The sequence below is a fragment of the Streptomyces sp. NPDC085931 genome (assembly GCF_044540565.1).
Taxonomy (GTDB): domain Bacteria; phylum Actinomycetota; class Actinomycetes; order Streptomycetales; family Streptomycetaceae; genus Streptomyces.
This window is the reverse complement of record NZ_JBITSK010000009.1, coordinates 293,427-313,685: the sequence shown is the minus strand read 5'-3', so window position 1 is coordinate 313,685 and position 20,259 is coordinate 293,427. Positions and strand designations below refer to the sequence as shown.

At 74.3% G+C, this 20,259-nt stretch carries 11 protein-coding genes; 6 read left to right on the top strand and 5 right to left on the bottom strand.

Going from position 1 to position 20,259, the window contains the following annotated elements; genetic code table 11:
* Position 1 precedes the first annotated feature (1 nt).
* Together ACIGAN_RS21640 and ACIGAN_RS21635 are read right to left on the bottom strand one after the other, a co-directional pair.
* Entirely contained in the window at positions 2 to 1,240 is a 1,239-nt protein-coding gene (locus ACIGAN_RS21640) for an ADP-ribosylglycohydrolase family protein (RefSeq protein WP_365737415.1), read from the bottom strand.
* On the bottom strand, positions 1,237 to 2,244 hold the full coding sequence (locus ACIGAN_RS21635; protein WP_399859645.1) for an ADP-ribosylglycohydrolase family protein: 1,008 nt from the start codon (positions 2,242 to 2,244) through the stop codon (positions 1,237 to 1,239). Before ACIGAN_RS21635 ends, ACIGAN_RS21640 begins: the two co-directional genes overlap by 4 nt.
* A 228-nt stretch (positions 2,245 to 2,472) precedes the next feature.
* Between ACIGAN_RS21635 and ACIGAN_RS21630 the strand changes: the two genes are divergently transcribed.
* The 3 genes from ACIGAN_RS21630 to ACIGAN_RS21620 all read left to right on the top strand — a co-directional run bounded on the left by ACIGAN_RS21630 (position 2,473) and on the right by ACIGAN_RS21620 (position 9,683).
* On the top strand, positions 2,473 to 3,204 hold the full coding sequence (locus ACIGAN_RS21630) for a VIT1/CCC1 transporter family protein (protein ID WP_399859643.1): 732 nt from the start codon (positions 2,473 to 2,475) through the stop codon (positions 3,202 to 3,204).
* A gap of 415 nt (positions 3,205 to 3,619) precedes the next feature.
* A complete protein-coding gene (gltB, locus tag ACIGAN_RS21625; RefSeq protein ID WP_399859640.1) occupies positions 3,620 to 8,227 on the top strand; it encodes a glutamate synthase large subunit in 4,608 nt (1,535 codons plus the stop codon).
* The gene (locus tag ACIGAN_RS21620; RefSeq protein WP_365737421.1) at positions 8,220 to 9,683 is read left to right on the top strand and encodes a glutamate synthase subunit beta; all 1,464 of its coding nucleotides are present in this window, start codon (positions 8,220 to 8,222) and stop codon (positions 9,681 to 9,683) included. The genes gltB and ACIGAN_RS21620 overlap by 8 nt, the downstream gene beginning before the upstream one ends.
* A 134-nt stretch (positions 9,684 to 9,817) precedes the next feature.
* Here ACIGAN_RS21620 and ACIGAN_RS21615 read toward each other — a convergent pair whose 3' ends face one another.
* Genes ACIGAN_RS21615 through ACIGAN_RS21605 form a run of 3 tightly spaced genes read right to left on the bottom strand, consistent with a single transcriptional unit; the run spans position 9,818 to position 16,879 of the window.
* Positions 9,818 to 10,792 carry an ABC transporter ATP-binding protein gene (locus ACIGAN_RS21615; RefSeq protein ID WP_399859637.1) on the bottom strand — a complete coding sequence of 325 codons (975 nt, stop codon included), beginning with the start codon at positions 10,790 to 10,792 and terminating at the stop codon, positions 9,818 to 9,820.
* Positions 10,789 to 13,530, bottom strand: a complete 2,742-nt coding sequence (locus ACIGAN_RS21610) for an ABC transporter permease (RefSeq protein WP_399859635.1) — start codon at positions 13,528 to 13,530, stop codon at positions 10,789 to 10,791. Before ACIGAN_RS21610 ends, ACIGAN_RS21615 begins: the two co-directional genes overlap by 4 nt.
* Positions 13,523 to 16,879, bottom strand: coding sequence for an FtsX-like permease family protein (locus tag ACIGAN_RS21605; protein ID WP_399859633.1), 3,357 nt, complete (start codon positions 16,877 to 16,879; stop codon positions 13,523 to 13,525). The genes ACIGAN_RS21610 and ACIGAN_RS21605 overlap by 8 nt, the downstream gene beginning before the upstream one ends.
* 138 nt (positions 16,880 to 17,017) lie before the next feature.
* Here ACIGAN_RS21605 and ACIGAN_RS21600 point away from each other — a divergent pair, with 138 nt between their 5' ends.
* From ACIGAN_RS21600 to ACIGAN_RS21590, 3 genes are all read left to right on the top strand, one after another.
* On the top strand, positions 17,018 to 17,749 hold the full coding sequence (locus ACIGAN_RS21600; protein ID WP_365089332.1) for an ABC transporter ATP-binding protein: 732 nt from the start codon (positions 17,018 to 17,020) through the stop codon (positions 17,747 to 17,749).
* Positions 17,750 to 17,761: 12 nt separating this feature from the next.
* Positions 17,762 to 18,496, top strand: a complete 735-nt coding sequence (locus ACIGAN_RS21595; RefSeq protein WP_399859629.1) for a vWA domain-containing protein — start codon at positions 17,762 to 17,764, stop codon at positions 18,494 to 18,496.
* A gap of 101 nt (positions 18,497 to 18,597) precedes the next feature.
* Entirely contained in the window at positions 18,598 to 20,253 is a 1,656-nt protein-coding gene (locus tag ACIGAN_RS21590) for a cytochrome bc1 complex cytochrome b subunit (protein ID WP_399859627.1), read from the top strand.
* Positions 20,254 to 20,259 lie beyond the last annotated feature (6 nt).

The window sequence follows — 20,259 nt, the reverse complement described above, 5'->3', positions numbered from 1 at the left end:
ATCATCCACCGGGACGGGCCGGTTGGAGGGCTTCCAGGAGCCCGGCGAGTTCGACGAGGTCGGTGCCGGTCAGGCGGGGGAGGGCGCAGCCGGAAAGGGTGCGGCAGGCGTCCCGCCAGGAGGCCGGGATCGACGCGCCGCCGCCGAGGGCGCCGGTGAGGGCACCGGCCAGCGCCGGGGCGGAGTCCGCGACCCGGGACAGGCAGGCCGCGGCCGGGACCGCCTCGGTGACGCGGCCGCGGGCGGCGGTGGCCAGGGCGAGGGCGACCGGGACGGTCTCGGCGGCGGCGATGCCGTAGCTGTAGACGTGGTCGACGATCTGGTGTTCCAGGGGCGGGACCAGGGCGAAGGCGCCGTCCGCCGCGGCGGCGAGCCGCAGGGCGTGCCGGGCGTTGCGGCCGATCTCGGTCTCCTCGGGGAGCTCGGCGAGCGCGGCCGTGACGCAGGCGTCGACGTTCGCGCCGGCCAGGGCGAGGGCGAGGGCCGCCGCCATGGCCCGGGCGCCGTGGACTCCGTCGCCGTCCTGGGTGTAGCGGGCGTCGAACTCGGCGAGGTCGGCGGCGCGCCGGGGGTCGCCGGGGTGGGCCACGGCCAGGACGCAGGCGCGGACGCAGGCGGCGTCGTCGAAGTAGTGCGGGTTGTCGTGGCCGGTGGCGGGCGGGCGCAGACCGGTGGCGAGGTTGCCGAGGCCGGCGCGGACGGAGATGCGGGCGCGCAGGGGGAGGACGGCGGACTCGATCTCCGGGGCGCGGTCCGCCGCGGCGGCGACCTCGCAGGCGACGGCGTTCCAGGTGAGGTCGATGGCGGCGCGGGTGCGGCGGTCACGGCCGAGGTCGGCAAGGACGGTGTCGTCGCCGGCGCGCAGCAGGGCCTCCGCCGCGAAGGCGGCCCATTCGGCGTCGTCGGAGGGGCCGAGGCGGAGCGGCTCGGGGGGCTGGTTCAGGGCGATGGGGACGGGGAGGGTGGTCGTCGCGTTGTGCTCGGCGAAGGTGTCGAGTTCGCGGGTGAGGCGGCGGGTCCAGTCGGGCATGCGGGCGGCCCGGTGGCGGGCGGCGGGCCAGCCGGCGGCGTCTCCGGCGGCGAGGCCCAGCAGGAGGCCCTCGGTCCGCCGTGTGGCCCCGGCTTCGCCTCCGGTCCCTTCGTCTCCGAGCCGCGCACCGCCCGTCACCGTCACCCGGAGGGTCCTGGTCTGCCGTGGGGCGGCTTCGCCGTCGGCGGCTTCCGCTTCGTACGTCGTCATGAGACAACCTCCGCCGGGGTCAGCAGGTCCGCCACGTCCAGCACGTGGTGGCCCGCCATCGCGGGCAGACAGGAGCCCCTGGCCGGGGTGATGGCCGCCGCCCAGGCCGCCGGGATGGCCGAGACGCCCCGGGTCGCGCCCGCCAGCGCGCCCGCGACCGCCGCCGTCGTGTCCGCGTCGCGGCCCATGTTCACCGCCGTCAGCACGGACTGCTCGAAGTCGCCGTCGGCCGCCGCGTACGCGCCGAACGCCAGCGCGACCGCCTCGGGGGCCAGGTCGGTCCAGGGGTAGCCGCCGATGACGACCGCGGAGCGCACCGCGCGTTCGCCGCGGTGGGCGACCGCCACCGCGCGGCGCAGGCTGCGGGCCGTCCACGAGTCGTCCGGCACGACCGCGAGGGCCGCGGCCACCACCGCGGTCGGCGGGGCGCCGGCCATGGCCGCGGCGACGCCCGCCGCCACCGCCCGGCCGCCGTGGATGCCCTCGCCGTCGTGGCTCACCGAGCCGTCGATCGCGACCAGCCGGGCCGCCTCCGCCGGGCGGCCGGCCGCGAACACCCCGAAGGGGGCCGCGCGCATGGCCAGGCCGTCGCTCCAGGCGTGCCGGTGCTGGGCGGAGACGGGCGCGGCCAGGCCACGGCGCAGGTTCTCCAGCGTGCCGCGCTCGCTGAAACCGGCGCCCCGGAAGGGGCCCTCGTCGCGGTCGGCGATCAGCTCGTGCCAGGCCGCCTCGACGTGCGCGGGGGTGAGCGCGGAGCCGTGCCGGGCCAGCAGCAGGGCCGAGAAGAGCGCGTACTCGGTGTCGTCCGTGCCGGACGGCTTCTCGGCCACGTAGCCCGTGATGCGGCCCCACCGCGCGCGGATCTCGGAGGGCTTCATGTTCTCGGCCGGCGCCCCGAGGGCGTCTCCGACGGCCAGGCCCAGCAGTGCGCCGCGGGCCCGTGCGCGGAGCCCGGCGGCGTCCCCGGGCGCCGGGACGGAGGGGATGCAGGCGATCGATGCCATGGGGCATGTGTCCCACTGCGAGGGCTCCGGCGAGCCTCAGGAGCCCCAGCATCACCCGGTCGACATCTGGGCGAGGCGGTGATCAGGTGAGCACAGAGAGGCAAAGCCGCAGGTTAGACCAGCCTTTCCTTGCTGGCGGGGACGGAATGCGAGGCGTAGTTTGGGTGTTGTAAAACTCTGGAACTTGTCCAAAGTGGCTGGATCGACGTAGGGGAGCGGGGTTCTTCCATGGCCATCATCGAGACCGAGGCGGCGCTGCACGAGGCGCACCGGGACAACCACACGCACCGGGACGTCAACGGCGGCTGGCTGCGCCCCGCGGTGTTCGGTGCGATGGACGGCCTCGTCTCCAACCTGGCCCTGATGACCGGCGTGGCGGGCGGGTCGGTCAGCCAGCACACCGTCGTCCTGAGCGGACTGGCCGGGCTGGCCGCCGGCGCGTTCTCCATGGCCGCCGGCGAGTACACCTCCGTGGCCTCGCAGCGCGAGCTGGTCGAGGCCGAGCTGGACGTGGAGCGGCGCGAGCTGCGCAAGCACCCCAAGGACGAGGAGGCCGAACTGGCCGCCCTGTACGAGGCGAGGGGCGTCGAGGCACAGCTGGCCCGCGAGGTGGCACGGCAGCTGTCGAAGGACCCCGAGCAGGCGCTGGAGATCCACGCCCGGGAGGAGCTGGGCATCGACCCGGGCGATCTGCCCTCGCCGACCGTCGCCGCGGTGTCGAGCTTCGGCTCCTTCGCGCTCGGCGCGCTCGTCCCCGTGCTGCCGTACCTGCTGGGCGCGAGCAGCATGTGGCCGGCCGTGCTGCTGGCGCTGCTGGGGCTCTTCCTGTGCGGCGCGGTGGTGGCCAAGGTGACGGCACGCACCTGGTGGTACAGCGGTCTGCGCCAGCTGCTCCTGGGCGGGGTGGCGGCCGGTGTGACGTACGCCCTGGGCACTCTGTTCGGAACGGCCGTAGGATAGCGCGGCCCGGACTTATGCGCGGGGCCGCATAAGTAACCGTTACACGCTGGTTTCGACCGTGCGGCCATCGGGCATGAGCCCCAAGCGCCGCGGGCAATGAGGCCCGCCGCGTGCCCCAGCGGGCCGGGCGACGACGCCTGTCCCGCCGTCGGGCCCGACGGACCTCGATCTCACCCGGTCGTTCGTCCCGTAGCGGCCCCCCACACCTTCCACCGCCGGCCCGGACACCCCCGCCGCGAGCCCGCGGTGTCCGCATGGTGGAACGGGTTATCCCGCTTCCCGAGAACCGCTCCATCATGTAACCTGCACGAAATTTTGCGATCACGCAGAGGGCCAGCGTCGTCCCTCCTTGCTCCGCCAGTGCCCCGAGGGCCTGGGCGGTGCCCCCAGCCACATGACGACGACGGGAGAGCCGATGCGTACGCCGCGCCAGCCGTCCCAGCACTCCGCGAATGGCCAGAACTGGTCTTTCATGGATGCTCGCCCTGCTGCGCAGGGTATGTACGACCCCCGCAACGAGCACGACGCCTGCGGCGTCGGCTTCGTCGCCACCCTTACCGGCGAGGCGTCCCACACCCTGGTCGAACAGGCTCTGACCGTCCTGCGCAACCTCGAACACCGCGGTGCCACCGGCTCCGAGCCCGACTCGGGCGACGGCGCGGGCATCCTGTCGCAGGTTCCGGACGCCTTCTTCCGTGACGTGGCCGGATTCGACCTCCCGGCGGCCGGCGGCTACGCGGTCGGCATCGCCTTCCTGCCGGAGCACGCCACCGCCGAGGCCGTCTCACGCATCGAGACGATCGCCGCCGACGAGGGCCTGACCGTGCTCGGCTGGCGCGAGGTCCCGGTCGCCCCCCAGTTGCTCGGCGCCACCGCCCGCTCCACCATGCCGGTCTTCCGCCAGATCTTCGTCACCGACGGCGCGGCGGCGCCCGCCACGGGCATCGACCTCGACCGCAAGGCCTTCGTGCTGCGCAAGCGCGCCGAGCGCGAGGCCGGCGTCTACTTCCCGTCGCTGTCGGCCCGCACGATCGTGTACAAGGGCATGCTGACCACCGGCCAGCTGGAGCCCTTCTTCCCGGACCTGTCCGACCGCCGCTTCGCCTCCGCGATCGCGCTCGTGCACTCCCGGTTCTCGACGAACACGTTCCCGTCCTGGCCGCTGGCACACCCCTACCGCTTCGTCGCGCACAACGGTGAGATCAACACCGTCAAGGGCAACCGCAACTGGATGGTCGCCCGCGAGTCGCAGCTCGTCTCCGACCTGTTCGGCTCCGACGGCAAGACCATCGAGCGGATCTTCCCGATCTGCACGCCCGACGCCTCCGACTCCGCGTCCTTCGACGAGGTCCTGGAGCTGCTGCACCTGGGCGGCCGCTCCCTGCCGCACTCGGTGCTGATGATGATCCCGGAGGCGTGGGAGAACCACGACTCCATGGACCCGGCCCGGCGCGCCTTCTACCAGTTCCACTCCACGATGATGGAGCCCTGGGACGGCCCGGCGTGCGTCACCTTCACCGACGGCACCCAGGTCGGCGCGGTCCTCGACCGCAACGGCCTGCGCCCCGGCCGCTACTGGGTCACCGACGACGGCCTGGTCGTCCTCGGCTCCGAGGTCGGCGTCCTGGACATCGACCCCGCCAAGGTCGTCCGCAAGGGCCGTCTGCAGCCCGGCCGCATGTTCCTCGTCGACACCGCCGAGCACCGCATCATCGAGGACGACGAGATCAAGGCCCAGCTCGCCGCCGAGCACCCCTACCAGGAGTGGGTGGAAGCCGGCGAGATCGAGCTGTCCGACCTGCCCGAGCGCGAGCACATCGTGCACACGCACGCCTCGGTCACCCGCCGCCAGCAGACCTTCGGCTACACCGAGGAGGAGCTGCGCGTCATCCTCGCGCCGATGGCCAAGGCCGGTGCCGAGCCGATCGGCTCGATGGGCACCGACTCGCCGATCGCCGCGCTGTCGGACCGCCCGCGTCTGCTCTTCGACTACTTCACGCAGCTGTTCGCGCAGGTCACCAACCCGCCGCTGGACGCCATCCGTGAGGAACTGGTCACCTCCCTGCGCTCGTCGCTGGGGCCGCAGGGCAACCTGCTCGACCCGAACGCGGCCTCCTGTCGCAGCGTCCTGCTGCCCTTCCCGGTCATCGACAACGACGAGCTGGCCAAGCTCATCCACATCAACGCCGACGGCGACATGCCCGGCTTCAAGGCCGCGACCCTGTCCGGCCTGTACCGGGTGCACGGCGGCGGCGACGCGCTGGCCGCCCGCATCGAGGAGATCTGCGCCGAGGCCGACGCCGCCATCGGCAACGGCGCCCGCCTGATCGTCCTGTCCGACCGGCACTCCGACGCCGAGCACGCGCCGATCCCGTCGCTGCTGCTCACCGCGGCCGTCCACCACCACCTGATCCGCACCAAGCAGCGCACCCAGGTGGGCCTGCTGGTCGAGGCCGGTGACGTCCGCGAGGTCCACCACGTCGCCCTGCTCATCGGCTACGGCGCCGCCGCCGTCAACCCGTACCTGGCGATGGAGTCCGTCGAGGACCTGGTCCGCGCCGGCACCTTCCTGCCCGGCATCGAGCCCGAGCAGGCCATCCGCAACCTCATCTACGCCCTCGGCAAGGGCGTGCTGAAGGTCATGTCCAAGATGGGCATCTCCACCGTCGCCTCCTACCGCGGCGCCCAGGTCTTCGAGGCCGTCGGTCTCGACGAGGCCTTCGTCGAGAAGTACTTCAACGGCACGGCCACCAAGATCGGCGGCGTCGGCATCGATGTCATCGCCAAGGAGGTCGCCGCCCGGCACGCCAAGGCCTACCCGGCCTCCGGCATCGCCCCGGCGCACCGCGCGCTGGAGATAGGCGGCGAGTACCAGTGGCGCCGCGAGGGCGAGCCGCACCTGTTCGACCCGGAGACGGTCTTCCGGCTGCAGCACTCCACGCGCGCCGGCCGCTACGACATCTTCAAGAAGTACACCGAGCGCGTGAACGAGCAGTCCGAGCGGCTGATGACGCTGCGCGGCCTGTTCGGCTTCAAGTCCGACCGCAAGCCCGTCCCGATCGACGAGGTCGAGCCGGTCTCCGAGATCGTCAAGCGGTTCTCCACGGGCGCCATGTCGTACGGCTCCATCTCGAAGGAGGCGCACGAGACCCTCGCCATCGCCATGAACCAGCTGGGCGGCAAGTCCAACACCGGTGAGGGCGGCGAGGACCCGGAGCGCCTGTACGACCCGGCCCGCCGGTCGTCCATCAAGCAGGTCGCCTCCGGCCGCTTCGGCGTGACCTCCGAGTACCTGGTCAACTCCGACGACATCCAGATCAAGATGGCCCAGGGCGCCAAGCCCGGCGAGGGCGGCCAGCTGCCCGGCCACAAGGTCTACCCGTGGGTCGCCAAGACGCGGCACTCGACGCCGGGCGTCGGCCTGATCTCCCCGCCGCCGCACCACGACATCTACTCCATCGAGGACCTGGCCCAGCTGATCCACGACCTGAAGAACGCCAACCCCCAGGCGCGCATTCACGTCAAGCTGGTCTCCGAGGTGGGCGTCGGCACGGTCGCCGCGGGTGTGTCCAAGGCGCACGCGGACGTCGTCCTCATCTCCGGCCACGACGGCGGCACCGGTGCCTCCCCGCTGACCTCGCTCAAGCACGCGGGCGGTCCCTGGGAGCTGGGCCTCGCCGAGACGCAGCAGACGCTGCTGCTCAACGGCCTGCGCGACCGCATCGTCGTGCAGACCGACGGCCAGCTGAAGACCGGCCGTGACGTGGTCATCGCCGCGCTGCTCGGCGCCGAGGAGTTCGGTTTCGCGACCGCGCCGCTCGTCGTCTCCGGCTGCGTCATGATGCGCGTCTGCCACCTGGACACCTGCCCGGTCGGCATCGCCACGCAGAACCCGGTGCTGCGCGAGCGCTACTCCGGCAAGGCCGAGTACGTCGTCAACTTCTTCCGGTACATCGCCGAGGAGGTCCGCGAGCTCCTGGCCGAGCTGGGCTTCCGCTCCATCCAGGAGGCCGTCGGCCACGCCGAGGCCCTCGACGTCACCCGCGCGGTCGACCACTGGAAGGCGCAGGGCCTGAACCTGGAGCCGCTGTTCCACGTGCCCGAGCTGCCCGAGGGCGCGGTGCGCCACCAGCTCATCGCGCAGGACCACGGCCTGGAGAAGGCGCTCGACAACCAGCTGATCAAGCTGGCCGCCGACGCCCTGGCCGCCTCCGACGCCACCGAGGCACAGCCGGTCCGCGCCCAGGTGCAGATCCGCAACATCAACCGCACGGTCGGCACCATGCTCGGCCACGAGGTGACGAAGAAGTTCGGCGGCGCGGGCCTGCCCGACGACACCATCGACATCACCTTCACCGGCTCCGCCGGCCAGTCCTTCGGCGCGTTCGTGCCGCGCGGCGTCACGCTGCGCCTGGAGGGCGACGCCAACGACTACGTCGGCAAGGGCCTGTCCGGCGGCCGGATCATCGTCCGCCCGGACCGCGCGGCCGACCACCTCGCCGAGTACAGCGTCATCGCCGGCAACACCATCGGCTACGGCGCCACCGGCGGCGAGATGTTCCTGCGCGGCAAGACCGGTGAGCGGTTCTGCGTGCGCAACTCCGGCGCGACGGTCGTCTCCGAGGGCGTGGGCGACCACGGCTGCGAGTACATGACCGGCGGTCACGCGGTGGTGCTCGGCGAGACCGGCCGCAACTTCGCGGCCGGCATGTCCGGCGGCATCGCCTACGTCATCGACCTCGACCGGGACAACGTCAACGCCGGCAACCTGGACGCGATCGAGGCGCTGGACGACACCGACCGGCAGTGGCTGCACGACGTGGTCCGCCGCCACCGGGAGGAGACGGGCTCCACCGTCGCCGAGAAGCTGCTGGCCGAGTGGGACACGAACGTCGAGCGCTTCAGCAAGATCATCCCCAGCACGTACAAGGCAGTGCTCGCCGCCAAGGACGCCGCCGAGCGAGCCGGTCTCTCCGAGACCGAGACCCACGAGAAGATGATGGAGGCGGCGATCAATGGCTGACCCGAAGGGCTTCCTGAACCACGGGCGCGAGGTCGCCAAGTCCCGCCCCGTCGAGGAGCGCGTCCGCGACTGGAACGAGGTCTACGTCCCCGGCTCCCTGCTGCCGATCATCAGCAAGCAGGCCAGCCGCTGCATGGACTGCGGCATCCCGTTCTGCCACAACGGCTGTCCGCTCGGGAACCTCATCCCCGAGTGGAACGACTACGCCTACCGCGAGGACTGGTCGGCCGCGCAGGAGCGCCTGCACGCGACGAACAACTTCCCGGAGTTCACCGGCCGCCTGTGCCCGGCTCCGTGCGAGTCGGCGTGTGTGCTCGGCATCAACCAGCCGCCGGTCACCATCAAGAACGTCGAGGTCTCGATCATCGACAAGGCGTGGGAGACCGGGGACGTCGCCCCGCAGATCCCGGAGCGCCTGTCGGGCAAGACCGTCGCGGTCGTCGGCTCGGGGCCGGCCGGCCTCGCCGCCGCCCAGCAGCTGACCCGGGCCGGTCACACCGTCGCCGTCTACGAGCGCGCGGACCGCATCGGAGGTCTCCTCCGGTACGGCATCCCCGAGTTCAAGATGGAGAAGCGGCACATCAACCGCCGCATCGAGCAGATGCGCGCGGAGGGCACCCGCTTCCGCACCGGCGTCGAGATCGGCCGCGACCTGAAGGCCACGGACCTGAAGAAGCGCTACGACGCGGTCGTCCTGGCCGTCGGCGCTACCACGCCCCGCGACCTGCCGGTGCCCGGCCGGGAACTCAAGGGCATCCACCAGGCGATGGAGTACCTGCCGCTGGCCAACAAGGTGCAGGAGGGCGACTTCGTGGCGCCCCCGATCACGGCCGAGGGCAAGCACGTCGTGGTCATCGGCGGCGGCGACACCGGCGCGGACTGCGTCGGCACCGCCCACCGCCAGGGCGCGGCCTCCGTCACCCAGCTGGAGATCATGCCCCGCCCGAACGACGAGCGGCACCCGATCGACCAGCCCTGGCCGACCTTCCCCATGCTCTACAAGGTCACCTCGGCCCACGAGGAGGGCGGCGAGCGCGTCTACTCGGTCTCCACGACCCACTTCGAGGGCGACGAGGACGGCAACGTGCAGTGGCTGCACCTCACCGAGGTGGAGTTCGTCGACGGCAAGCTGACGCCGAAGCCGGGCACCGAGCGGAAGATCCCCGCGCAGCTCGTCACGCTGGCCATGGGCTTCACCGGCACCGACCGGGAGAACGGCCTGGTCGAGCAGTTCGGCCTGGAGCTCGACGCGCGCGGCAACATCGCCCGCGACGCCGACTGGCAGACCAACGTGCCGGGCGTGTTCGTCGCCGGTGACGCCGGCCGCGGCCAGTCGCTCATCGTCTGGGCGATCGCGGAGGGCCGCTCGGCCGCGAAGGGCGTCGACCGCTTCCTGACCGGTGCCAGCGACCTGCCGGCCCCGATCCGCCCGACGGACCGTGCGCTGATGGTCTGACGCGCACCCCTGGAACGTCCCGTACAAAGGCGTACGGAACACCGACGGCGCCTGTCCCACTGTCCCCGACCGGACGACCGGGCAGGCGCCGTCGCACGTCCCCGGCCGTTTCCCCGCTCAGCCGTTTCCCGCGCTCAGCCGTTTCCGCCCCCGGGCCCGGTCCCGTCCGGCCACACCTGGACGTGGTCCTCCTCCAGCTCCAGCAGCACCCGGTCGCGCATGCCCAGGGCCGCCGTGTACTCGGCGGGGAGCTGCAGACGGCCCGCGCGGTCGAGCATGGCGTACTCGCGCGCCACCAGGGACTCCCGGCCCGCCTCGTCGACCTCCGTGCGGCGCAGCACCTCCGTGGAGGTGCGGCCGTCGCGGATCGCGACCGTGCGGCGTACCTCGCCGGCGACCGCCTGGTCGTGCGTGACGACGACGATCGTCGTGCCCAGCTCCTCGTTGGCCCGGCGGAACGCCGCGAAGACCTGCTGCCCGGTCGCCGAGTCCAACTCGCCGGTCGGCTCGTCCGCGAGCAGCACGGCCGGGTCGTTGGCCAGGGCGACGGCGATCGCCACGCGCTGCTGCTGGCCGCCGGACAGCTGCCGCGGGCGACGGTCGGCGCAGTCGGCGACGCCCAGCAGGGACAGCAGCTCACCGGCCCGCGCGGCCCGCTCGCGACGGGCCCGGCCCGCCAGCTCCATGGGCAGGGCGACGTTCTGCGCGGCCGTCAGATACGGCAGCAGATTGCGGGCCGTCTGCTGCCAGACGAAGCCGACCACCTCCCGCCGGTAGCGCAGCCGCGCCCTGGCGTCCATCGTCAGCAGATCGCGGCCCGCGACCCTGGCCGAGCCGGCGGTCGGGACGTCCAGGCCCGCGAGGATGTTCATCAGGGTCGACTTGCCGCTGCCGGACGCCCCCACCAGGGCCATCAACTCGCCCTCGCGCACCAGCAGATCGAGCCCCTGCAGCGCCTGCACCTCCACGGCGTCCCCGCCACCGCGCTTGGCGAAGATCCGCACCAGCCGGTCGCAGGCGATCAGGGCGTCGTGCCCGTACGCGGGCCGGTCGCGGTGGCGCGTCGCCCGCCGCTCCAGCTCCGCGAGCGACTCCGTCGTACCGCTCATCGCATGTCTCCCGCTCTGAGGTGAGTGATCGGTGTCCGGCGCCCCGCCCACCAGGCCTGCGCGACGGCCACCGCCCCCGCCAGCAGCACCGTGACCGCGGCCGGCAGGACCAGCGACCAGGGGTCGGCCCGCAGCACGGCACCACCCGGCACCGTGGCCCCGGGCGCCCCGGACAGGGCCAGCCGGCCCAGGTCGACGCCGGGGGCGAGCAGCCGTACCGCGGCCCAGCCGACGGCCACGCCCCCGCCGGCCGCCAGCAGGGCCTGCGGCAGTGCCTCCAGGCCGATCAGCCGCCGCCCCCGGCGGGTCGTCAGGCCCAGGGTGCGCAGCAGCGCCAGCAGCGCGGCCCGCTCCGGCGCGGTCCGCAGCAGCCCGAGGACCAGAGCGAGGACGGCGTAGCCCGCGCCCGCGACGACGGCCCAGACGTAGACGCGCTCGGCGCCCGTCTGCAGCGGGGAGTCGGCCAGCGCCGCGCGTTCCTCGGCACGCACGGTCACCGACAGGCCGGCCCCGGCGCCGCGCGCGGCTGCCCGCAGCGCCTTCGCGTCGAGCCCGGCACCGGCCGCCAGCAGGGTCGTGGGACCGGCGAAGCGCTCGATGCCCGCCGCGTCGACCAGCAGGAACTCGCCCTCCGGGGCCGCCGGGGTGCGTGGGCTCACCGCGGTGATCCGCACGGTGACCACGCCACTGTCGGTCGCGAGCCGGCGCGGTCCCCGCCCCAACCGCTCCGCGACCCCGGGCGAGGCGACGGCGCCCAGCACCCCGTCCGCCGATCCCAACCGGTCCGCCGGGAAGCCCCCGAGCCCCGTCTGCCGGGCGACCCGCGCGTACGTGTCCGGCTCCACGCCGATCACCGGCAGCGGACGCGTCCGGTCGGACGCGTGCTCCGCCGCGTACGCGAAGCCCACCGCCGTGGCCTGCCGTACGCCCGGCACCTCCCGCACCGCCCGGGCCAGCCCCGCCGGGAGCGGCGAGCCGTCGGCGGTGTCCAGCCGCGCGTCCGCGCCGGTGGCCAGCAGCGCGGCCCGCTCGCGCGCGTCCGCCACGCCCGTCAGCACCGACCCGCCGAAGGCGGCCGTCGTCAGCGCGATCAGCAGGGCGAGCAGCGGCAGGACCGCGACCGCCGCCGGGGAGCGGCCCGAGCGGGCCAGCGACAGGAACCCGACCACCCCGCGCAGCCGCCCGGCCGGGCCGGCGGCCCAGCGCAGCGGCAGCGGGTACAGCCGTACCAGGACCAGCGCGGCCACCACCCCGACGAGCACCGGCGCGGCGCTCACCAGCAGATCGCCCGACCCGTCCGTACCCCGGCGGCGCAGCGCCGCCACCGAGCCGACGGCCAGCACCAGCACGGTCAGTTCGGCGACCGCGCGGCGCCCGCCCGGCCTGGCGTGGGCCAGATCGTCGCGTTCCCGGTGCGCCCGCGGCCTGCGGTGCGCCACGACCGCCCGCACCGGCAGCGCGGCACAGGCGAGCAGGGCCACGGCGCCCGCCCCGAGCAGGGCGGGCAGCAGCCGGGCCCCGTCCACCACGAGCAGCGCGAGCAGCAGGCCGCACACCGCCGCGGGCACCACCGGCACCGCGGTCTCGGCCAGCAGCCGCCCGGCGATGCCGCGCAGCGAGGCGCCCCGGGCGCGCAGCAGGGCCAGCTCGGCGTCCCGGCGGGCGGCGGCCAGGCCCCCGCTCATCAGCAGCACGACGACGGCGACCGCGGCGATCCCGAAGACCGCCACGCCGACCACGGGCGTGATCGCCTCCCGGGTCCGCGTGTGGGCGCCGATCACCTGCTCAAGACCGGTGGACAGCTGAGCGGTCGGGCCGGCCGCCCCGCGCATCCGCACCAGAGCGGGCCCGTCCTCCAGGGACGCGACCGCCGCGACCAGCGCCGGCGCGTCCGAGCCGGTGAGCCGCCCGGTGGCCGGCGCGAACCGCCAGTACCGCTCCGGCTCGCCCTGCCCGCCGAGCAGCGCGGGCGCCGCCCCGGGGGCGAGCAGGACACCCGCCTCCCAGTAGAACTGCGGCGGACGGCCCGAGCTGACGACCAGGGCCGGGCTGCGCAGGACCGGCTCCGCCGACCAGTAGCTGCGCTGCGGCTGCCGGGGTTCGAGGACACCGGTGATCCGCACGGTCAGCGGCCGGTCCGGGTACTCGGCCAGAGTGAGCGTGGAACCGACCCGCAGCCGCAGCGCGCGGGCGGTCTCGCGGGTCACGGCACCCTCCACCGCCCCGGTGTCCACCCCCACCCGGCCGGCCGCGGGCAGCCGGCCCTCCCGGACGGTGGCGTGAGCAGCCGCCCCCGACTGCGCGAGCAGGGTGAAGCGGGGCGGCAGCCCGTCCGGCCGGGGCAGCCAGCGGTCCAGCGCCTGCAGGCTCTTCGCGGTCCGCACCCCGTACGCCGACTGCGCCGGGTCCGCCCGCAGCGGCTCGGGCAGCAGGGCCCGGGCCCGGGCTCCGACCGCCGCGAGCGCCTCCGGGCGGACCGCGTCCGCACGGGCCCCTTCCGACCGTTCGAACCCGGGCTGGGGCGTCTTGAGCTCCAGCACGGTCGACTCGGGCGGGGCCCCGGCGACGGCCGTGCGCAGCCCGTCCGTCTCGTACACCTCGACCGCCCGGGGCAGTACGGCCGCGAGGAACGCCGTGACCAGCACCAGCATCCCGAGCGCGACGGCGGACCAGGGCGCGCTCCGCAACCGGGTCCGCACCCAGGACGCCCCCCGCGCGTGCGACGGCATCTCAGTCATCCCCCTGGTGGCGGAGCACGACCGCCGGTTCGGCCCGGCGCAGCGCCGACGCGGCGGTGATCAGCAGCAGCGGCAAGGCCACCCCCGCGAGGAGCAGGGCCAGGCGGGCCGCCGGCAGTTCGACGAGCACCGGCGGCACCGGGCGGGCGGCGCCGGAGGTCAGCACGATCAGCGGCACGACGGCCCGGGTCAGCACGGCACCGAGGCCGAGCCCGGCGAGCAGGCCGGCGCCGACCAGCAGGCTCTGCTCCGCGGCGACGAGCCGGGCCAGGTCACGGCGTGGCGTGCCCAGGGCGCGCAGCACCGCGAACTCCGCGGACCGCTCGCGCCGCGCCCCGGCGGCACTCACCGCGAAACCCCCGGCGGCGAGGACCACGGCGGCCACCGCCACCGCCGTCAGCGCCGAGCGCGGCCCGGCGCCCAGCGGATCGCGCAGCAGCTCGGCCGCCGTCTCGTCCCGCACCAGCACCTGCCGGGCCGTGAGGTCGGGACGGGCCCGCAGCCCGGCGGCGACCTCGGCGGCCCTGCCGTCAGCGGTGCTCACCCACCACTCGGTGGGGACGAGCGGCGCACTGGCCCGGTGCGCCAGCGCGGCGTCGACGGCCCGCAGATCGAGCAGCAGCGCCCCGCCGTCCGTGTCGTCCCCGTCCAGGCCGGTGGCCGTGGTCGGCAGCGCCTCGACCGACCGGACGATCCGCACGCGCAGCCGCTCCCCGGCCAGCGGCACGTCGACGGTGTCGCCGGGCGCGGCCCCCGCCGCCCGCAGGAAGTCCTCGGTGGCGACGGCGGACAGGCGCGGCGGCGCCGCCTGTCCGGCGGTCGAGAGACGGACGGTGTACACCGGCGGATCGCCGGCGGTGTCGTCGGCGTCAGCGGCGGACCCGGTGCCGTACGACACCGTAAGCGGCGCGGTTCCCGGCCCCGCTGCCCCCGGCCCGGCGGGCCGCACCGCCGACCGGGCGAGGACCTCGCCGTTCTGCGTGACGGACCGGTCGCCGCGCCAGCGGGTCCCGGCGGCCACCGGGACGGTCCGCGCGGGGCCGTCGGGGCCGGTGGCCAGCAGCCGTTCGACGGTGAGCCGGTGGGTCTCGGGGCGGCCGGCGGGCGCGGTGTCGTCGAGCTGCACCCCGGTGAGCCGCAGCGGTCCGGCCGGGGCGGCACGCCGGCCCGCCGCCGTCCCGTCCAGCTCCAGCGTGAGCCGGTGCACCCGGCCGTCCACCGGGACGGTCCCGGCGCCCAGCCGGTATCCGATGCCGTACCGGTCCTCGACGACCGCCGTGAGCGCGGGCGCCCGCTGCGACGGGGAGCGCCCCGCCCGGGCCCGTGCGTCGCCGATCCGCACGTCGAGGGCGAGCCGCCGGGTGCCGTCGGGAAGCCGCACGGCCCGCTCCTCCCGCGGCGCGGGCGGCGCCAGGTGGCGCAGCAGCCGCTCGGGCGTCTCGTCGGTGAGGTCGCCGCGCATCAGCATCCCGTCCCTGGCGTGCGCGGTGTCCAGGACGAGGACGGTCGCCTCCCGGTCGCCGGACAGGGACAGGGCGGCGCGGTGCGCGGGAGCCGCGGCCCGGGCCCCGGGCAGCGCGGCGTACAGGCCGGTCTGGCCGGGACTGCCCGGCCGGTGGTCGAGGACACGCAGGTCGGCACCCGTGCGGAAGTCGGCCTGGTCGTCCTGCGAGCGGTCCCAGGAGGCGCCGTGCCCGATCGCCAGCATGCCGGTCGCCACGGCGACGACCAGCAGCAGCACCGGACCCGCCCCGCGCAGCGGCCGCCGGCTGAACTGCCAGCCCGCCAGCGCCGCCGGCAGCCCGCGCCCCCGGGCGGACCGCCGCTCCGCCAGCCGGGCCGCGAGCGGCAGCAGACGCAGCGTCAGCACGGTGCCCGCCAGCAGCGCCAGCGCGGGCGCCGCCACGAGCAGCGGATCGATGCCCAGCTCGCCGGCGCGGTCCCGGCTGAGCACCCCACCGCCGCTCGCGTCGGTCTGCCGCTCCAGCTGCCAGTACGCCACCCCGGCGATCAGCAGCAGCCCCACGTCGGCTCCCGCCCGCACGGGTGCGGCCGTCGCCGCGGCACGGACCCGCCGCAGCCGTACCGCCGTTGCGGCCGTCGCCGCCAGCGCGGGCGCCACGACCGCCGCCGCGCAGGCCAGGGCCACCGCGCCCGCGACCAGCCACACCCCGCCCGACGGGGCGGTGCCCAGCCGCAGCCCGATCCCGTCGAGCGCGGACCACCGGGCCAGCAGCCGGGCCAGCGGTCCGGACACCAGCGCGGCACAGACCGCGGCGGGCACCGCCAGCAGCAGCGCCTCCAGCGCGGCCAGCGCCGCGATCCGGCCGCGCGAGGCGCCCCTGGCCCGCAGCAGCTCGGTCTCGCCCGCCCGTTCACCGCCCAGCAGCCGCGCCACCAGCAGCAGCGCGTACCCGGCCAGCAGCACCAGCTGCACGGAGACGATCAGCAGGGTGGAGCGGGACACCAGCAGCGCCCGTTCGGTCCGGTCGAGCACCTCGGGCAGTTCGGTGCGCACGTCCGCCCGGCCCCCGAGCGCCGGCTCCGTGCGGAGCGCGGCGGCCCCGCGGACGGTCGCCGCGCGCAGCGCGCCGATGCCGTCGGTGGTCAGGCCCCGGTAGTCGGCCGTCGCCACCCAGCCGGTGCCGTCCGCGGAGGTGCGGCCGGAGACGAGCACCGACGCGTCCGCGAGCAGCGGCCCGAAGGTCGTGAAGGCGACGGTGCGCACGCCCTGCCCGCCGAGCGTGTCCACCTGCCAGTACGGATCCGAGCCGTCGGCCGGCCGGTACACGCCGGTCACCCGGATCCGCAGCGGCGCGCCGCCCAGCCGGTCGGTGAGCGTGAGCCGCGCACCGGCCCGCAGCCCCAGCCGCTCGGCGGCCGCCGCCGGCAGGGCGACGGGGACGGCGGCGCCGCGGGAGGCGGGCGCCGGGCCCGGGAAAGCGCCCGACACCAGCCTGATCCGTGACCGGTCCAGGGCGGCGAGAAGCGTCAGGTCGGGATCCCCGGAGCGCGTGTCGGCGTCCTGGAGGGAGCGGGGCAGCGCGTACGGACCCGACCGCTCCAGCCTCCGCACGGTCACCGGCAGCCCGCCGAACGCCTCCCGCGCCCCGCGCACCACGGCCCGCTGCGCCGCCTCGCGCCGCTGGCGGGGGACGTCCGCCTCCACGACGAGGGAGGCGGAGGCCGCGGACCGGCCGCCCAGGGTGCCGCGCAGCGCCGCGTCCCCGACGGCGTCGGAGAAGGCCGTGAGGGAGGCGAGGACCGAGGCGGTCAGCACCACCGCGAGCAGGGCGGCCATGAGAAGCAGCCGGTGCGCCCGCAGGCGCAGCAGCAGCAAGCCCGTCACGCTTCCCCCACCCCATGGCCGAGCCGTCGTCACCCCAACTCGGCATGCATATCACGGAGGTGACAGCCGAGCACATGCGTTCGAAGCCGGGTTGTTCAGCTCTTGACCGTCCCGACCGGTTGCGTATGGGATGCGGTGATGACCGAGAACACCAGCCCGGGGTCCACCGCCGCGCTCGCCGGCGACTCCTCCGGCGAGCCGATGCTGCGGGTGGAGGACCTGCACCACTCCTACGGCACCGGTGCCGCGGCCGTGCACGCGCTGCGCGGCGCCTCCTTCGCCGTCCGGCGCGGTGAACTGGTCGCCCTCAAGGGCCGCTCCGGCTCCGGCAAGTCGACGCTGCTGCACGTGATCGGCGGCCTCGACGCCCCGCAGCGCGGCCGCGTCGTCCTGGACGGCACCGACCTGTCGACGCTGGGCGAGAGCGACCTGCTGCGGCTGCGCCGCGACCGGATCGGTTTCGTCTTCCAGTCTTTCGGGCTCATCCCGATCCTCACCGCCGCCGAGAACGTGGGCGTACCGCTGCGACTGCGCCGGGCCGAACCCCGCGAGCGCGAGGAACGGGTGGCGCTGCTGCTGGCGCTGGTGGGTCTGACCGGCCACGAGGCTCAGCGGCCCGCCGAACTGTCCGGCGGTCAGCAGCAGCGGGTCGCCATCGCCCGGGCCCTGGCCAACCGGCCGGCGCTGCTGCTCGCCGACGAGCCGACCGGGCAGCTCGACGCCGCCACGGGCCTGGCGGTGATGGAACTGCTGCGGGCGGTGGTGCGCAGCGAGGGCGTCACGGCCCTCGTCGCCACCCACGACCCCCAACTCCTGGGCCTGGCCGACCGGGTGCTGGAGCTGAGCGACGGAGTGGTCGTCGAGGAGTGAGAGAGTGAGGCCATGACCGCGATCAGTCTGAGCAAGGTGCAGGAGACCGCTCCGGCGCTGGTGAACCTGTACAAGAGCGCCGGGGTCTCCCTGACGAAGCACGGACTGGACGGACTGCGCGCCGCGGTCTACCTCGTGGTCGACCACTCCGGCTCGATGAGGCCCTACTACAAGGACGGCAGCGTGCAGGCGCTGGCCGACCGGGTGCTCGGGCTGTCGGCCCACCTCGACGACGACGGCACCGTGCCCGTGGTGTTCTTCTCCACCGACGTCGACGCCGAGACGGAGATCGCCCTGGCCGGTCACCAGGGGCGGATCGAGCAGATCGTGGCCGGGCTCGGGCACATGGGCCAGACCAGCTACCACCTGGCCATGGACGCCGTCATCGACCACTACCTCGACAGCGGGAGCGCCGAGCCCGCCCTGGTCGTCTTCCAGACCGACGGCGGGCCGGTCGACAAGCTCGCCGCGGAGCGCTGTCTGTGCAAGGCGGCCAGGCTCCCGCTGTTCTGGCAGTTCATCGGCTTCGGCGACCCGCGCAGCAAGCAGTTCGACTTCCTGCGCAGGCTCGACGAGCTGGCCGTGCCCGGCAAGCGGGTGGTGGACAACGCGGGCTTCTTCCCCGCGAGCGAGGACCCCCGCGGGATGCCGGACGGCGAGCTGTACGACCGGCTGGTGGGGGAGTTCCCGAAGTGGCTGGTGGCCGCCCGGGCCGCGGGCGTCGTGCGGGAGCCCGGCGGGCGCTGACCGGCGCGCTCGCCCCCTTGGCCCAGCCGCCCCCTCGCCCCGTTGGCGCCTTCCGGAAGCCGTGCCACGCTGGGAAGGATCCGACGGGGAGGCGACGACGCATGAGCGACGACGGCGCACGACGGGTGTACGGGACGGCCTCCGCCCGCAGGAGGCCCCCCGCGGGAAAGGGCGAGCGGCTCGCCGACTGGGCGGACGGCCGGCTGGGCCTCTACGCGCTGGCCAAGGCCAACATGCGCAAGGTGTTCCCGGACCACTGGTCCTTCATGCTCGGCGAGGTCACCCTCTACAGCTTCGTCGTGCTGATCCTCACCGGCGTCTACCTCACCCTGTTCTTCGAGCCCAGCATGCAGGAGGTCGTCTACCAGGGCTCCTACACCGAACTCAACGGCGTGCTGATGAGCAGGGCCTTCGAGTCCACCCTGGACATCAGCTTCGACGTGCGCGGCGGGCTGCTGATCCGGCAAATCCACCACTGGGCGGCGCTGGTCTTCATCACCGGCATGCTGGTGCACATGATGCGGGTGTTCTTCACGGGCGCCTTCCGCAAGCCCCGCGAACTCAACTGGGTCTTCGGCTGGACCCTGCTGATGCTCGGCATCATCACCGGCCTGACCGGCTACTCCCTCCCCGACGACCTGCTGTCCGGCACCGGCCTGCGCTTCGCGCACGGGGCGATCCTGTCGATCCCGATCGTCGGGACGTACGTGGCGTTCTTCCTCTTCGGCGGGGAGTTCCCGGGCGACGACATCATCTCCCGCCTCTTCCCGGTCCATGTGCTGCTGCTGCCGGGGATCATGCTGGGCTTGGTGGCCGCCCATCTGATCCTGGTCTTCTACCACAAGCACACCCAGTTCCCGGGGCCCGGACGCCAGGAGCGGTCGGTCGTCGGAATGCCCTTCCTGCCGGTCTACATGGCCAAGGCGGGCGGCTTCTTCTTCCTCGTCTTCGGCGTGCTGACGGTGATGGGCGCCATCGCCCAGATCAACCCCGTGTGGGCCTTCGGCCCCTACCGGCCCGACCTGGTCACCACCGGCGCCCAGCCCGACTGGTACCTCGGCTTCTCCGAGGGCCTGATCCGGGTGATGCCGGGATGGGAGATCGACCTCTGGGGCCACACGCTCGTCCTCGGCGTGTTCATCCCCTTCACGCTGTTCCCGCTGATCCTGCTCGCCCTCGGGGTCTACCCGTTCGTCGAGGCGTGGATCACCGGCGACAAGCGCGAGCACCACATCCTGGACCGGCCGCGCAACGTGCCCGTCCGCACCGGCCTGGGCGTGGCCTGGCTGACCCTGTACGCCGTGCTGCTGATCGGCGGCGGCAACGACATCGTCGCCACGCATCTGCACCTGTCCATCAACGCCATCACCTGGTTCGTACGGATCGGCGTCTTCGTGCTGCCGGTCGTCGCCTTCCTCGTCACGAAGAAGATCTGCATGGGCCTGCAGCGCCGCGACCGCGCCAAGGTCCTGCACGGCAGGGAGACCGGCACCATCAAGCGGCTGCCGACCGGTGAGTACGTCGAGGTGCACGAACCGCTCACGCAGGCGGACCTGTTCACCCTCACCCAGCACGAGCAGCACCCGCCGTACACGATCGGACCCGAGGTCGACGCCGGGGGAGTGCGGCGCCGGGTCAAGCGGTCCCAGCGGGTGCGGGCCCGGCTCGCGCACGCCATGTTCGGGCCGGACGCGCGCATCGAGAAGCCGACGGTGGAGGAGTACCGGGAGATCACCAGCGGCGATCACGGGCATTGATCAGCC